This is a genomic window from Burkholderiales bacterium, from assembly GCA_015075645.1.
GTDB lineage: Bacteria > Pseudomonadota > Gammaproteobacteria > Burkholderiales > Casimicrobiaceae > VBCG01.
Genome location: JABTUF010000002.1, coordinates 561,189 through 575,830 on the forward strand (window position 1 = coordinate 561,189; position 14,642 = coordinate 575,830).

The following is a 14,642-nucleotide window of genomic DNA, read 5'->3' on the forward strand; positions in this document are numbered from 1 at the left end:
GCCATGGAGATCCTCCAGCACCTCGCGCTCGGATTCGAAGTCGCGCTCACGCTGCAGAACCTGCTCTACGCGTTCTTCGGCGTCCTGCTGGGTACGCTGATCGGCGTCCTGCCCGGCATCGGCCCGGTGCCGACGATCGCGATGCTGCTGCCGGTGACCTACGCGCTGCAGCCCGTCTCCGCGCTGATCATGCTCGCCGGCATCTACTACGGCGCGAGCTACGGCGGTTCGACGACCGCGATCCTCGTCAACCTGCCGGGCGAGTCGTCGTCGGTGGTGACCTGCATCGACGGCTACCAGATGGCGCGCCGCGGCAAGGCGGGAAAGGCGCTGTCGGTGGCGGCGATCGGGTCGTTCATCGCCGGCACCTTCGCGACGATCGTCATCGCCGGCTTCGCGCCGCCGCTCGCCGAGTTCGCGCTCAAGTTCGGTCCCGCCGAATACTTCTCGCTGATGGTCCTCGGCCTGCTCTCGGCGGTCGTGCTGGCGAGCGGCTCGCTCCTCAAGGCGATCGCGATGATCGTGCTGGGCCTTCTGCTCGGCATCGTCGGCACCGACGTCAACTCGGGGCTGCAGCGCTACACGTTCGGCGTTCCCGAGCTCTCCGACGGCATCGGGTTCGTGACCCTGGCGATGGGCCTCTTCGGTTTCGCCGAGATCATCGTCAACCTCGAGCAGCGCGGGCACCGCGAGGTGTTCACCGACAACGTGTCGGGCCTGTGGCTCAAGTGGCACGAGTTCAAGGAGGCGCTGCCGGCGATCGCGCGCGGCACCGGCATCGGATCGGTGCTCGGCATCCTGCCCGGCGGCGGCGCGATGCTCTCGGCGTTCGCCTCGTACACGGTCGAGAAGAAGATCTCCAAGGATCCTTCGCGCTTCGGCAAGGGCGCGATCGAGGGCGTCGCGGGTCCCGAGAGCGCGAACAACGCGGGCGCGCAGGCGTCTTTCATCCCGCTCCTCACGCTCGGCATCCCCGGCAACGCGGTGATGGCGCTGATGGTCGGCGCGATGACGATCCACAGCATCCAGCCCGGGCCGCAGGTGATGTCGTCGAACCCGCACCTCTTCTGGGGCCTGATCGCGTCGATGTGGATCGGCAACCTGATGCTCGTCGTGCTGAACCTGCCGATGATCGGCGTCTGGGTGAAGCTCCTCAAGGTGCCCTACCGGCTCCTCTACCCGGCGATCCTGCTGTTCTGCTGCATCGGCGTGTACAGCCTGCAGAACAACGTGTTCGACGTGCTGGCGGCGGCGGTGTTCGGCGCGCTGGGCTGGATCTTCGTCAAGCTCGAATGCGAGCCGGCGCCGCTGCTGCTGGGCTTCATCCTCGGCCCGATGATGGAGGAGAACCTGCGCCGGGCGCTCCTCCTGTCGCGCGGCGACCCGACGGTGTTCTTCACCCGACCGCTCTCGCTCGCGATGTTGATCGCTGCGGCGCTTCTCCTCCTCATCATCGTCCTGCCGGCGGTGCGCAAGACCCGGCAGGAAGCCTTCCAGGAGGAAGGGGCCTAGGGCCGGCGCACGGCGAGCCGCGGCAGGTAGAATCGAGGACCGCACCGGCGTTCCCGGCCCGAACGCCGCGACGCCGGCCGCGCCCCTCTCCGTCCACGCTCCGCAGGCCCATTCCCGTGCTCGACTGGTCGCTCCCCTACCCGTCCCGGCGCCAGCCGGTTCTCGCCCGCAACGTCGTCGCGACGAGCCAGCCGCTCGCCGCGCAGGCGGGCGCATCGATGATCGCGCGCGGCGGCAACGCGGTCGACGCGGCCCTCGCCGCAGCGATCACGCTGACCGTCGTCGAGCCGGTCAGCAACGGCATGGGTTCGGACCTCTTCGCCATCGTCTGGGACGGACGCGAACTCGTCGGACTCAACGCCTCCGGCCGCGCACCGGCGGCGACGAGCGCGGCGCGCTACGCCGGCAAGCCGGAGATGCCGCAGCGCGGATGGGAGCCGGTGACGATCCCCGGGGCGGTCTCGGGCTGGGTCGCGCTGTCGCAGCGCTTCGGCAAGCTGCCGTTCGCCGACCTGTTCGAGCCCGCGATCCGCTACGCGCGCGACGGCTGGATCGTCTCGCCGACGATCGCCGGACAGTGGGAGCGCGCGGCTGGCGTGTTGCCCCACGACCTGGGTTTCGCCGAGCACTTCCTGCCGCGCGGTCGCGCGCCGCGGGCCGGCGAGAGTTTCTCCTGCCCGCCGCAGGCGCGCACGCTCGAGACCATCGCGTCGACGAAGGGCGAAGCGTTCTACCGCGGCGCCCTCGCGCAGGCGATGGTCGCCGATGCCAGGCGGCACGGCGCGGTCCACACGCTCGAGGACTTCGCGCGCCACGGCGCCGACTGGGTCGTGCCGCTCGGGTTCGACTATCGGGGCACGACGGTCCACCAGATCCCGCCCAACGGCCAGGGCATCGCGACGCTGATCGCGCTCGGCATCCTCGAGTCGTTCGACCTCGCGCGCGAGGCGCCCGACAGTCTCGCGGCCCAGCATCGGGCGATCGAGGCGATGAAGCTCGCGTTCGCCGACGTCTACCACTACGTCGGGGACCCCTCGCACATGCGCGTGTCGCCGGACTCGCTCCTCGACCGCGCGTACCTCGCGTCGCGCGCGAAGCTCATCGACCCGAAGCGCGCGCAGGACTTCGGCCCCGGTACGCCGCCGTCGGGCGGCACCGTCTACCTCGCGGCCGGCGACGCGGACGGCACGATGGTGTCGCTCATCCAGTCGAACTACATGGGCTTCGGATCGGGCGTGGTCGTACCGGGGACCGGCATCAGCCTGCAGAACCGCGGCGCGGGCTTCACGCTCGAACCCGGCCACGCGAACGTGATCGCCGGCGGCAAGCGCCCGTACCACACGATCATCCCGGGCTTCCTCACGCGCGCGGGCGCGCCGCTCGCCGCGTTCGGCGTCATGGGCGGGCCGATCCAGCCGCAGGGGCACGTGCAGGCGCTCGTCCGCGTCCTCGACCGGGGCATGAACCCGCAGGCGGCGCTCGACGCTCCTCGCTGGCGCTGGAACCGCGAAGGCACGCTCGACCTCGAGCCGTCGATGGACGCCGACGTGCAGCGCGGCCTCGCCGCGCTCGGGCACCGCATCGTGCAGTCGGCGGACAGCTACATGGACTTCGGCGCCGGGCAGTTCGTCGTGAAGCTCGGCGACGGCTTCCTCGCGGCGTCCGATCCGAGGCGCGACGGGCAGGCGGTCGGCTTCTGACCCGCGCCGGTCAGCGAGCTCCCATCGACGCGCGCAGGTCCACGAGCAACCGGTCGATCGCGTCGACCCGCACCCATCCGAAGCGCGGGAACTCGATGTCGAGAATCACGTAGACGGTGAGCGCGAAGATCGCGGCGAAGCCCAGCTTGTGGATCCATGTGTATCCGCGCATTCCCGCGGCCTGGTATCCGGCGAGGAGCGCCGCGGCGAGCGCGAGCACCACGAGCATCGCGTAGACGATCGGCGGCGGATGGGTCCGCGTCGCGGCCACCCGCGTCGTCGTGATGTCGAACATCTGGTTCAGCGAGGGCACCAGCAGCATCTCCGCGGAAGGCTTCGCCTCGGGAAGGCGCACCGCCGCGAGCGAGCTGCGCCAGATTTCCGCCTGCAGTTCCTGCGAACGCAGGTACTCGGCGTTCGCCGCCGCGAGATCCGGCAGCTTCCGGTAGGTCGCGATGCGCGAATCGACGTAGCGGCGGAACTGCTCGCGCAGCGCCGGCTGGGCGGCCTCCGGCACGAGATCGACGCGCAGCCACGCGGTGCCGATCGCGTTCGCCTCGTCGACGACCTGCGTGCGCCGCGCGTCGAAGCGTTCGAGCCCGCCGGAGAACGTGAACGCCACCAGGAGGCCGAGCAGCGCGAAGATCGCGGTCTCGAGCGATCCGACGCCGCCGTGTCCCTCCGGCCCATGGCGCGCGATCGCACGCTCGCCGAGCAGGCGTCCCAGCCGCAGGCAGGCCAGGATGCCGGCGAAGAGCGAAGCCGCGACGAGGGTGCCGAGGCTTGCGAGGTCGAATCCCGAGAGCATGCGTTCCTCCGGCGAGTCAGCGCAGGATCGAACCGGTGACCGGATTGGGCCGGAACACCGTGCAACCCTTGAGGCCCAGTTCGTACGCGCGTCGGTAGATCGCGGCGAACGCGTCGATCCCGATTCCGGCGTCGACGTTGGTCGTCTTCGAGATCGCGTTGTCGACGTGCGGCTGCAGCGCCGCCTGCATCAGGAGCTGCGCCTCCGGCCCGATCGCGGTCGCGGTCACGAACGCCTCAGGGGTCGGCTCGCCCGCCTTCGCCTGAGCGCGCCAGGCGAGGAGCGCGGGACAGGCGGTCGCGACCTCTTCGAACCGCCCGTCGTCCTGCCGCACGCGACGAGTCCCCTCGAGCGCGAAGATCGGCTCGATGCCCGACGACACGCCGCCGGCCAGCACGCTGATCGTGCCGGCGGGCGCGATCGCCGCCAGGTGGCTGTTGCGGATGCCGTGCTTCGCGATGCCGTCGCGCAGTTCGCGCGGCAGCCGCGCGACGAACGGGGCGGCGAGGTAGGGTTCGCGCTCGAAACGCGGAAACGGCGCGCCGTGCTCGCGCGCGAGTTCGATCGACGCGGCGTAGGCGTGCTCGGTGATCGTGCGCATCGCGAGCGCGGCCAAGTCGCGCCCCTCCGGCATGTCGTAGCGCAGCGAGAGCATCGCCAGCGCGTCGCCGAGCCCGGTGATCCCGAGCCCGAGGCGCCGCGACGAACGTCCCTGCTCGGCCTGCCGCGGCACCGGAAAGTTCGTCACCGACCAGACGTTGTCGAGCATCCGCACCGCGAGCGGCACCAGTGCGGCGATGCCCTCGAGGTCGAGGCGCGCGCGCGGCGTGAACGCGTCGCGCACGAACGCCGCCAGGTTGATCGATCCCAGATCGCAGGCCCCGTACGGCGGCAACGGGATCTCGCCGCAGGGATTGGTCGCGCTGATCGTCTCGCAGTACGCGAGGTTGTCCTCGGCCCGGATGCGGTCGATGAACAGGACGCCGGGCTCCGCCGAAGCGTAGGCGCCGCCGACGATCGCATCCCACAGGTCGCGCGCGCGGATGTCGCGGTCCGCCGGAAAGCGCGGGAACGCGAGACGCCACCGGCCGTCGTCCGCGACGGCGCGCATGAACGCGTCGTAGACCAGCACCGACACGTTGAAGTGCGTGAGCTTGCCCGCCACGCGCTTCGCCGCGACGAACGCGTGGATGTCCGGGTGGTCGCAGGCCATCACGCCCATCATCGCGCCGCGCCGCGGACTGCCGTCGGTGACCGTGGCGCACATCTGCTCCCAGAGCTGCATGAACGACACCGGGCCGGACGAGCGCCCGCCGGTCGCGCTGGTGCTCGCCCCCTTCGGCCGGAGCGGCGAGAAGTCGGTACCGACGCCGCCGCCCTGCTGCAGCGTGATCGCCGCCTCGTGCAACGCGCGGAAGATGCCTTCGAGCGAGTCGTCGAGCGTGCCCATGACGAAGCAGTTCATCAGCGTCACGCGCCGCCCGGTGCCCGCGCCGGCGAGGATCCGGCCGCCGGGCAGGAAGCGGAAGCCTTCGAGCGCGTCCCGGAAGCGCCGCGCCCACAGGTCGCGGTCGTGCCGCTCGGCCTCCGCGAGCGCGCCGGCGACACGGTCGAAGGTCGCGTCGATCGAACCTTCGTCCTCGAAACGGTAGCGCGAGCGCCAGACGTGCGCGGCGAGCGGATTGGCGAGCGTGGTCATCGTCGTAACCGCGGAGCCGGCGCCGGAAGGCGTTCGCGGCGACCCCGCTGCGCAGTTCACCTGCGCTGGCGTTGTTTCACGATCGAGAGCGGGAGCATCTCCGGCAGGTCGACACGCCGGCGTCCCTTCTCGGGCGCGCGCAGCGGCTCGACCGCCTTCATCGTCGCGAGCGAGCGTTTCGCCAGCGCCTGGTAGTGCCCGGTGCCCTCGGCCTTCCACGCGAGCTCGGTGTCGGTCAACGCGCGCACGACCTTCGCCGGAATGCCGGCGACCAGCGTGCGCGGCGGGATCACCATCTGCGCCTTCACGAACGCCATCGCCGCGACGATCGCCGACTCGCCGACGACCGCGTGGTCGTTCACCACCGCGTTCATGCCGACGAGCGCGTTGCGCTGGACCGTGCAGCCGTGCAGCACCGCGCCGTGGCCGATGTGTCCGTCCTCCTCGACGACCGTTCCCAGGCCCGGGAAGCCGTGCAGGATGCACGAGTCCTGCACGTTCGCGCCCGCGCGGATCTCGATGTGGCCGAAGTCGCCGCGCAGCGACGCGCAGGGACCGATGTAGCAGCCCGGACCCACGATCACGTCGCCGATCAGCACCGCCGACGGGTGCACGTAGGCCGCAGGATCGACCACCGGCGTCATGCCGTCGATCGCGTACACCTTGAGCGTCATCGAACTCTCCCGCCGGTACCGGTCCGGCGCCGGATCACGGAGACAAGCTTACCGCAGCGCGGCGCGCGCGTTCTCGAACATGCGGAACCAGGGCGAGGTCTCGCCCCAGCCGCGCGGCGCCCACGAGAGTTGCGCCGTGCGCCAGACCCGCTCGGGATGCGGCATCAGGATCGTGAACCGGCCGTCGGCGGTCGTGAGGCCGGTGATGCCTTCGGGCGAACCGTTCGGGTTGTGCGGGTAGGTCGCCGCGGGCCGGCCGTGGCCGTCGATGAAGACGAGCGACACCAGGTCGCGTGCCGCGGCGAGCTCTGCATCGTCGCGGAACTCCGCGAGGCCCTCGCCGTGCGCGGTCGCGACCGGCAGGCGGCTCCCCTCCATGCCGCGAAAGAAGAGCGACGGCGAGCGTCTAATCTCGACCTCGACCAATCGCGCCTCGAACTGCTCGGAGCGGTTGCGCACGAAGCGCGGCCAGTGCCCGGCTCCGGGGATGAGCGAGCCGAGCGCGCTCATCATCTGGCAGCCGTTGCACACGCCGAGCGCGAACGCGTCGCCGCGCGCGAAGAACGCGCCGAACATGTCGGCGAGCCTCGGGTCGAACAGGATCGACTTCGCCCAGCCTTCGCCTGCGCCGAGCACGTCGCCGTAGGAGAACCCGCCGCAGGCGACGAAGCCCGCGTACCCGGCGAGCGTCCGGCGACCGGAGGACAAATCGGTCATCGTCACGTCGTGCGCCTCGAAGCCCGCGCGGTCGAACGCGGCGGCCATCTCGACCTGCCCGTTGACGCCCTGCTCGCGCAGCACGGCGACCCTCGGCCGCGCCCCGCCGCCGACGAACGGCGCGGCGTTCCGCGTGCCGGGATCGAAGGTCACCGCGGGTGCGAGTCCGGCGTCGTGCACGTCCCCGATGCGCGCGTGCTCCTGGTCGGCGGCTTCCGGCAGGTCGCGCATCCGCTGCATCGCGTGGGTGAGCGACGACCACTCGCGATGCAGGTCGATGCGCTTGACGTCGAGCAAGACCTCGCCCGCGCGCATCGCGCGGATGCGGTCGTGTCCCGCGATCGACGCGATCGAGCAAGCGGCGAGACCGGCGGAGCGCGCATCGCGGATCGCCCGCTCCGCCTCCGCGGCCGGAACCTGCACGACGGCACCGATCTCTTCGGCGAACAGGACCGCGCGCGGGTCGCTCGCGAATCCGTCGAGCGCGATGTCGAGGCCGGTCCGGGAGGCGAACGCCATCTCCGCGAGCGACGCGAACACGCCGCCGTCGCCGACGTCGTGGTAGGCGAGAAGCGCGCCACGCGCGCGCAGCGTGCGCAGCGCTGCGAGGAAAGCGGCGAGCGCGCCGGGCGTGACGTCCGGCGCCTCGTGGCCGAGCTGGCCCGTCACCTGGGCGAGCGCGCTCGCGCCCAGCCGGTGGCTGCCGGGCATCGCCTGGATCCAGACGAGCGCGGTCGGTGCGTCGCGCACGAGGAGCGGAGTCGCGGTCGCCCGCACATCGTCGACCGGTGCGAACGCGGTCACGACGAGCGACACCGGGGCGGTCACCGCCTTGTCCACGCCGCCGTCGGGCCACGCGGTACGCATCGACATCGAGTCCTTGCCGACCGGGATCGACACGCCGAGCGCGATGCAGAACTCGCTTACGGCTCGCACCGTGTCGAAGAGCACGGCGTCCTCGCCCGGGTGCCCGGAGGGCGCCATCCAGTTCGCCGAGAGCTTCACGCGATCGAGCGCGACGTCGGCCGCCGCGAGATTGGTGATGGCCTCGGCCAGCGCGATGCGTCCCGACGCCGGTCCGTCGAGCAGCGCGAGCGGCGTACGCTCGCCCATCGCCATCGCTTCGCCCGCGTGGCCGGCGAAGTCCATCAGCGTCACCGCGACGTCGGCCACCGGGACCTGCCAGGGCCCGACCATCGGATCGCGCGCGCACAGGCCGCCCACCGTGCGGTCGCCGATCGTGACGAGGAAGGTCTTGTCGGCGACGGCCGGGAACCGCAGCACGCGACGCGCCGCCTCGTCCAAGGACAGCGCACCGAGGTCGAGCGGCGCCGGGTGCCGCTCGACGCGCGTCGCCTCGCGCGTCATGCGCGGCGCCTTGCCGAGGATCACCTCGAGCGGCACGTCCACCGGGCGATTGCCGAACACCGGATCGTCGACCACCAGACGTCCGTCGCCGCGCGCGCGGCCGACGACCGCGTAGGGGCAGCGCTCGCGCGCACAGATCGCGTCGAAGCGTGCGAGGTCCACGGGTGCGATCGCGAGGACGTAGCGCTCCTGCGCCTCGTTGCACCAGATCTCGCGCGGCGACATGCCGCTCTCGCCGGAGGGCACCGCACGCAGGTCGAACCCGCCGCCCGCGCCGCCGCCGTGGACGAGTTCGGGCAGTGCGTTCGACAGCCCGCCCGCGCCGACGTCGTGGATCGACAGGATCGGGTTGTCGTCTCCCGACTGCCAGCAGCGGTCGATCACCTCCTGCGCGCGGCGCTGGATCTCGGCGTTCCCGCGCTGCACCGAATCGAAGTCGAGGTCGGCGGCGTTCGCGCCGGTGGCCATCGACGAGGCCGCGCCGCCGCCGAGGCCGATCAGCAGGCCCGGCCCCCCGAGCTGGACGAGGAGCGTGCCGTCGGCGAGCGCGTGCTTGTGCGTGTGCCGCGCGTCGATGTTGCCGAGCCCGCCGGCGATCATGATCGGCTTGTGGTAGCCGCGGACCTCGCCGTCGACCTCGAGCTCGAAGGTCCGGAAGTAGCCGCCGAGGTTGGGCCGGCCGAACTCGTTGTTGAACGACGCCGCGCCGATCGGTGCCTCCAGCATGATCGCGAGCGGCGAGGCGATGCGGTCGGGCTTGTCGAGCGGCCCTTCCCAGGGCTCGATCCGGCCGGGCAGGCGCAGGTGCGACACCGTGTATCCGGTGACTCCCGCCTTCGGCTTCGCGCCGGTGCCGGTCGCCCCTTCGTCGCGGATCTCGCCGCCCGAGCCGGTCGCCGCCCCCGGGAACGGCGCGATCGCGGTCGGATGGTTGTGGGTCTCGACCTTCAAGAGCGTGTGCGCGAGCGCGGCGTGCGCGGCGTAGCGGCCCTCGGCGTCCGGGTGGAAGCGCGCGACGCGATGCCCCTCCATGACCGCCGCGTTGTCCGAGTACGCGACCACCGTGCGGCGCGGGTGCGCGGCGTGCGTGTCGCGGATCATCGCGAACAGGCTCTTCGGCTGCGGCGCGTCGTCGATCACCCAGCTCGCGTTGAAGATCTTGTGCCGGCAGTGCTCGGAGTTCGCCTGCGCGAACATCATCAGCTCGACGTCGGTCGGGTCGCGGCCGAGCGCGCGGAAGCTCGCGTCGAGGTAGTCGATCTCGTCGCCGGCGAGCGCGAGTCCGAGGTCGCGGTTCGCGCGCACGAGCGCGTCGCGTCCCTCGTCCAGCAGCGGGATCGAGGCGAGCGGGCGCGGCTCCACCTGCGCGAACAGCACGCGCGCGTCATCGGGAGAGGCCAGCACCGACTCGGTCATGCGGTCGTGGACGAGCGGCAGCAGTGCGTCGCGGTCCTCGCGCGAGAACGTCGATCGCTCGCGCAGCGTGACGTGCCAGTCGACGCCGCGCTCGATGCGCCGGACGGCGCCGAGTCCGCAGTTGTGCGCGATGTCGGTCGCCTTCGACGACCACGGAGAGATCGTGCCGGGCCGGGGGACGACGACGAAGTCAGGCGGGCGCGGTGACGCGCCGACTTCGCGCGGCCCGTAGGTCAGCAGCCGCTCGAGGACGTCGCGCCCCCGCGCGTCGAGCGGACCGGAGAGGTCGACGTAGTGACGGTAGCGCGCCGCGAGCCCGACGATGGCCGCCGCCGGCCGGGCGGCCACGAGCGCTTCGAGGAGCTTGGCGAGCCGGAAGGACGAGACGGCGCGGCGGCCGGGCAGCGCGAGGAAGTCGGGCATCGCGGGGAGAATTCGCTGGAACGCGAATTCTACCGGACGCGCGGCACGGGGCTCAGCCCTTCCCGAACACCTCGTTCAGCTGCTGCGTCACCCGCACGAAGGTCGTGCGCTTCGACAGTTCGCGCAATCGCCGCGCGCCGACGTAGGTGCACGCCGAGCGCACGCCGCCGAGGATCTCCTGCGCGGTCTCCGCCACCGGCCCGCGGTAGGGAATCAGCACGTCCTTCCCCTCGGCCGCCCGGTACTTCGCGACGCCGCCGGCGTACTTGTCCATCGCCATCCGGCTGCTCATGCCGTAGAAGCGCATGAAACGCCTGCCGTCCTCTTCGACCACGTCGCCCGCGGACTCGTCGTGACCGGCGAGCATCCCGCCCAGCATCACGAAGTCGGCGCCGCCGCCGAACGCCTTCGCGATGTCGCCGGGCGTCGCGCAGCCGCCGTCGGCGCAGATGTGACCTTCGAGGCCGTGCGCCGCATCGGCGCATTCGATGATCGCCGAGAGTTGCGGATAACCCACGCCGGTCATCTTGCGCGTCGTGCAGACCGAACCCGGGCCGATCCCGACCTTGACGATGTCGGCGCCCGACAGGATCAGCTCCTCGGTCATCTCGCCGGTCACGACGTTGCCGGCCATGATGACGAGGTACGGATAGGCGGCACGGACCCTGGCGACGAAGCGCACGAAACTCTCGGTGTAGCCGTTCGCGACGTCGATGCACAGGTAGCGGACGGCCGAATCCGCGCCCTTGCCCGCCCTGGCCATCACCGCGTGCAGCTTCTCCTCGTCGGCCTCCTGGATGCCCATCGAGACGAACGCGGCGCTCTTGCGCTCGAGCGCGCTGAAGAACGCGACGATCTCGTCGACGCCGTAGTGCTTGTGCAGCGCGACCGAGAGCCGAAACGGTTCGAGCGCGCCGGCCATCTCGAAGGTGCCGGTCGAGTCCATGTTCGACGCGACGATCGGGATGCCGGAGTACTCGGTGCCGGTGTGCCGGAACCGGAACTCGCGCGAGATGTCGACCTGCGAGCGCGTCGTCAATGTCGAGCGCTTGGGCCGAATCAGCACGTCCTTAAAGTCGAGCTTGACGTCGTTCTCGATGCGCATCGATCGTCCTCGCGTTTCCGGTGCGGCCGGAAAAAACGCCGGGCCGCCACGGGGCGGGTCCGACGTCGGGCGATTCTACTCCGTTGCCGATCCGCTTCGGGTCGGCACTGCGGCCGAAGGGCGTTCGGGGGTTCGCGGCGAGGAGCGTCCGACAGAAGTCGGACCTGCGTGGAGGACGTGGCGGCGTGGGGTCCTCGCAGGTCAGGCTTCAGTAGCCTGACGGGGTGCGCCGCGCCGATGCGAAAGGCGTTCGGCTGAAGCCGAACCAACGTGCGACCGGAGGCGCACGCATCGCCGGTATGATGGCGCATGGCCCAGTCCCCGATCCGGCACCTCCTCGATCGCAACCGCGCCTGGGCGGCCGAGATCAGCGCCCGGCGACCGGACTTCTTTCGCCGGCTCGCCGCGCAGCAGGCGCCGCGCTACCTGTGGATCGGCTGCGCCGACAGCCGAGTTCCGGCGAACCAGATCGTCGACCTCGATCCAGGTGAACTCTTCGTCCACCGCAACGTCGCGAACGTCGTCGTCCACACCGACTTCAACTGCCTGTCGGTGCTCCAGTTCGCGATCGACGTGCTGAAGGTCGAACATGTCCTGGTCGTCGGCCACTACGGCTGCGGCGGCATCCGCGCCGCGCTCGGCGATTCGGCGCACGGGCTCATCGACAACTGGCTCCGCCACGTGCAGGACGTCGCGGTGCGCCATCGCGACCTCCTCGCCCGCGCGGCGGACGACGATGCGCGCGTCGACCGGCTGTGCGAACTGAACGTGGTCGAGCAGGTCGGCAACGTCGCGCGCACGACCATCGTGCAGGAGGCGTGGGCGCGCGGCCAGGCCGTCACGCTGCACGGTTTCGTCTACGGGCTCGCCGACGGCCTCTTGCGCGATCTCGGCGTGGGGGCCGCCTCGATGGCGGACATCGAGCGGAACTACCCGGGCGCGATCGCTCGCCGCCTGCCGTAGCCCTGCCGGCGCCGGCGCATCGCGCCGCCCGCGGCGTGCGCTCAGTGGTGCAGGATCTTCGCCAGGAACTGCTGCGCACGCTCGCTGCGCGGCTTGCCGAAGAAGTCGTCCTTCGTCGCGTCCTCGACGATCTGGCCCTTGTCCATGAAGATGACGCGGTTGGCGACCTTGTTCGCGAACCCCATCTCGTGGGTGACGACCATCATCGTCATGCCTTCCTTCGCGAGGCCGACCATCACGTCGAGCACCTCGTTGATCATCTCCGGGTCGAGCGCCGAGGTCGGCTCGTCGAACAGCATGCAGATCGGGTCCATCGAGAGCGCCCGGGCGATCGCGACGCGCTGCTGCTGGCCGCCCGAGAGCTGCCCGGGGAACTTGTCCTTCTGCTCGATCAGGCCGACGCGGTCGAGGTACTTGAGCCCGCGCGTGCGCGCCTCCTCCTCGGTCCGGCCGAGCACCTTGACCTGCCCGAGCGTCAGGTTCTGCGTGATCGTCAGGTGCGGGAACAGCTCGAAGTGCTGGAACACCATGCCGACGCGCGAGCGGAGCTTCGGCAGGTCGGTCTTCGGGTCGTTGACCGCAATGCCGTCGACGTGGATCGAGCCCTTCTGGAACGGCTCGAGCGCGTTCACCACCTTGATCAGCGTCGACTTGCCCGATCCGGACGGGCCGCAGACGACGATCACCTCGCCCTTGTTCACGCTGGTCGTGCAGCCGTTCAGCACCTGGAAGCTGCCGTACCACTTGGATACGTCCTTCATTTCGATCATGGCCATCGCGGGCGGCTCCCTATCGGACGATTGCGATCTTCTGCTGCAGCCGCTTGACCAGCAGCGACAGGCCGAAGCTGACGACGAAGTACACCAGCGCGGCGAACAGGTACATCTCGACCAGCCGCCCGTCGCGCTGCGCGACCTTCGACGCCGCGCCGAGGAAGTCGGTGATCGACAGCACGTAGACGAGCGAGGTGTCCTGGAACAGGATGATCGTCTGCGTCAGCAGGATCGGGATCATGTTGCGGAACGCCTGCGGCAGCACGACCGTGCCCATCGTCTGCCAGTAGTTGAGCCCCAGCGCGTATCCCGCCCACACCTGTCCGCGCGGGATCGACTGGATGCCCGCGCGCATGATCTCCGAGTAGTAGGCCGCCTCGAACATCGTGAAAGTGATCACCGAACTCGCGAACGCGCCGACGCTGATCGGCCGCGGCGAGTCGGTGAGCCAGGCGCCGATGTAGGGGACGAGGAAGTAGAACCAGAAGATCACCAGAAGCAGCGGGATCGAGCGCATCAGGTTCACGTAGCCGGTCGCGATCGCGGAGAGCCACCGGATCGAGGACAGCCGCATCATCGCGAGCAGCGTCCCGAAGATGATCCCGCCGGCGGCCGCGAGCGCGGTCAGCGTCAGCGTGAACGTCATGCCCTCCCGGAACAGGTAGCCGAGCGAACGTCCGATGACGTCGAAGTCGAAGGCGCCCATGTCAGTGGCCTCCTCCGCCGACGACCGCCGGCCCGATGAACCCCGGTACCGCGACGCTCCTCTCGAGCCAGCGCATCAGGTTGACGACGATGAGGTTGACGACGATGTAGATCAGCGTCGCGGCCGTGAACGCCTCGAACACCTGGAAGGTGAACTCCTGCATCGAGCGCGCCGCGGCGGTCAGTTCGACCAGTCCGATCGTGAGCGCGACCGACGTGTTCTTGATGAGGTTCATCGTTTCGCTGGAGAGCGGCGGCATGATGATCCGGAACGCCATCGGCAGCAGCACGTAGCGGTAGGTCTGCGCCTGCGTGAGCCCGAGCGCGGTGCCGGCCATCCGCTGGCCGCGCGGCAGCGACCCGATGCCGGCGCGCACCTGCTCGGCCACCCGCGCCGCGGTGAAGAGCCCGAGCCCGACCACCGCCGGCACGAACGAGCCCCAGGGCGGCGGCATGTGCTTGATCGCGTTGCCGAGCGCGACCGGCAGCAGTTCCGGAAGCACGAAGTACCACAGGAACAACTGGACGAGCAGCGGCACGTTGCGGAAGAACTCGACGTAGGCGTTGCCGAGCCGCACGAGCCAGACGCGATCGGTGGTGCGGACCACCCCGATGACCGTGCCGAGCAGGAGCGCGATGACGGCGGCGCACAGCGCGGTGACCATGGTCCAGCCCAGCCCGTGGATCAGCGTCATGAACCACGTGTTCTGGCCGTCGGCCGACGTCTGCCAGAGGATCCCCCAGTTCCAGTTGTATTTCACCGCGCGCCCTCCGTCGTA

Annotated in this window: 11 protein-coding genes; 3 read left to right on the plus strand and 8 right to left on the minus strand. The window is 70.5% G+C overall.

The window, feature by feature from the left end:
* Positions 1 to 3: 3 nt before the first annotated feature.
* On the plus strand, positions 4 to 1,512 hold the full coding sequence (locus tag HS109_06060; protein MBE7521934.1) for a tripartite tricarboxylate transporter permease: 1,509 nt from the start codon (positions 4 to 6) through the stop codon (positions 1,510 to 1,512).
* A 218-nt stretch (positions 1,513 to 1,730) separates the two neighbouring features.
* Positions 1,731 to 3,212: a gamma-glutamyltransferase family protein gene (locus HS109_06065; GenBank protein MBE7521935.1), complete on the plus strand. Its 1,482-nt coding sequence runs from the start codon at positions 1,731 to 1,733 to the stop codon at positions 3,210 to 3,212.
* Between the two features lie 10 nt (positions 3,213 to 3,222).
* Here HS109_06065 and HS109_06070 read toward each other — a convergent pair whose 3' ends face one another.
* From HS109_06070 to HS109_06090, 5 genes are read right to left on the minus strand one after another with little or no spacing between them, the layout of a single operon-like run.
* Complete coding sequence (locus HS109_06070; protein MBE7521936.1) at positions 3,223 to 4,020, minus strand: DUF4239 domain-containing protein; 798 nt, start codon at positions 4,018 to 4,020, stop codon at positions 3,223 to 3,225.
* A gap of 16 nt (positions 4,021 to 4,036) precedes the next feature.
* On the minus strand, positions 4,037 to 5,719 hold the full coding sequence (locus HS109_06075; protein ID MBE7521937.1) for an adenosylcobalamin-dependent ribonucleoside-diphosphate reductase: 1,683 nt from the start codon (positions 5,717 to 5,719) through the stop codon (positions 4,037 to 4,039).
* Positions 5,720 to 5,775: 56 nt separating this feature from the next.
* On the minus strand, positions 5,776 to 6,393 hold the full coding sequence (locus HS109_06080; GenBank protein MBE7521938.1) for a phenylacetic acid degradation protein PaaY: 618 nt from the start codon (positions 6,391 to 6,393) through the stop codon (positions 5,776 to 5,778).
* Positions 6,394 to 6,441: 48 nt separating this feature from the next.
* Positions 6,442 to 10,317, minus strand: a complete 3,876-nt coding sequence (purL, locus tag HS109_06085) for a phosphoribosylformylglycinamidine synthase (protein MBE7521939.1) — start codon at positions 10,315 to 10,317, stop codon at positions 6,442 to 6,444.
* 52 nt (positions 10,318 to 10,369) lie between these two features.
* Positions 10,370 to 11,422, minus strand: coding sequence for a GMP reductase (locus HS109_06090; GenBank protein MBE7521940.1), 1,053 nt, complete (start codon positions 11,420 to 11,422; stop codon positions 10,370 to 10,372).
* A 309-nt stretch (positions 11,423 to 11,731) separates the two neighbouring features.
* On the opposite strand from HS109_06090, the gene can reads away from it, so the two are divergent.
* Entirely contained in the window at positions 11,732 to 12,385 is a 654-nt protein-coding gene (gene can, locus HS109_06095) for a carbonate dehydratase (GenBank protein ID MBE7521941.1), read from the plus strand.
* A 41-nt stretch (positions 12,386 to 12,426) separates the two neighbouring features.
* On the opposite strand, the gene HS109_06100 is transcribed toward can, so the two are convergent.
* Genes HS109_06100 through HS109_06110 form a run of 3 tightly spaced genes read right to left on the minus strand, consistent with a single transcriptional unit; the run spans position 12,427 to position 14,558 of the window.
* Complete coding sequence (locus HS109_06100) at positions 12,427 to 13,155, minus strand: amino acid ABC transporter ATP-binding protein (GenBank protein ID MBE7521942.1); 729 nt, start codon at positions 13,153 to 13,155, stop codon at positions 12,427 to 12,429.
* Positions 13,156 to 13,174: 19 nt separating this feature from the next.
* Positions 13,175 to 13,864 carry an ABC transporter permease subunit gene (locus tag HS109_06105; GenBank protein ID MBE7521943.1) on the minus strand — a complete coding sequence of 230 codons (690 nt, stop codon included), beginning with the start codon at positions 13,862 to 13,864 and terminating at the stop codon, positions 13,175 to 13,177.
* A 1-nt stretch (position 13,865) separates the two neighbouring features.
* The gene (locus tag HS109_06110) at positions 13,866 to 14,558 is read right to left on the minus strand and encodes an amino acid ABC transporter permease (GenBank protein ID MBE7521944.1); all 693 of its coding nucleotides are present in this window, start codon (positions 14,556 to 14,558) and stop codon (positions 13,866 to 13,868) included.
* Between the last annotated feature and the right edge of the window lie 84 nt (positions 14,559 to 14,642).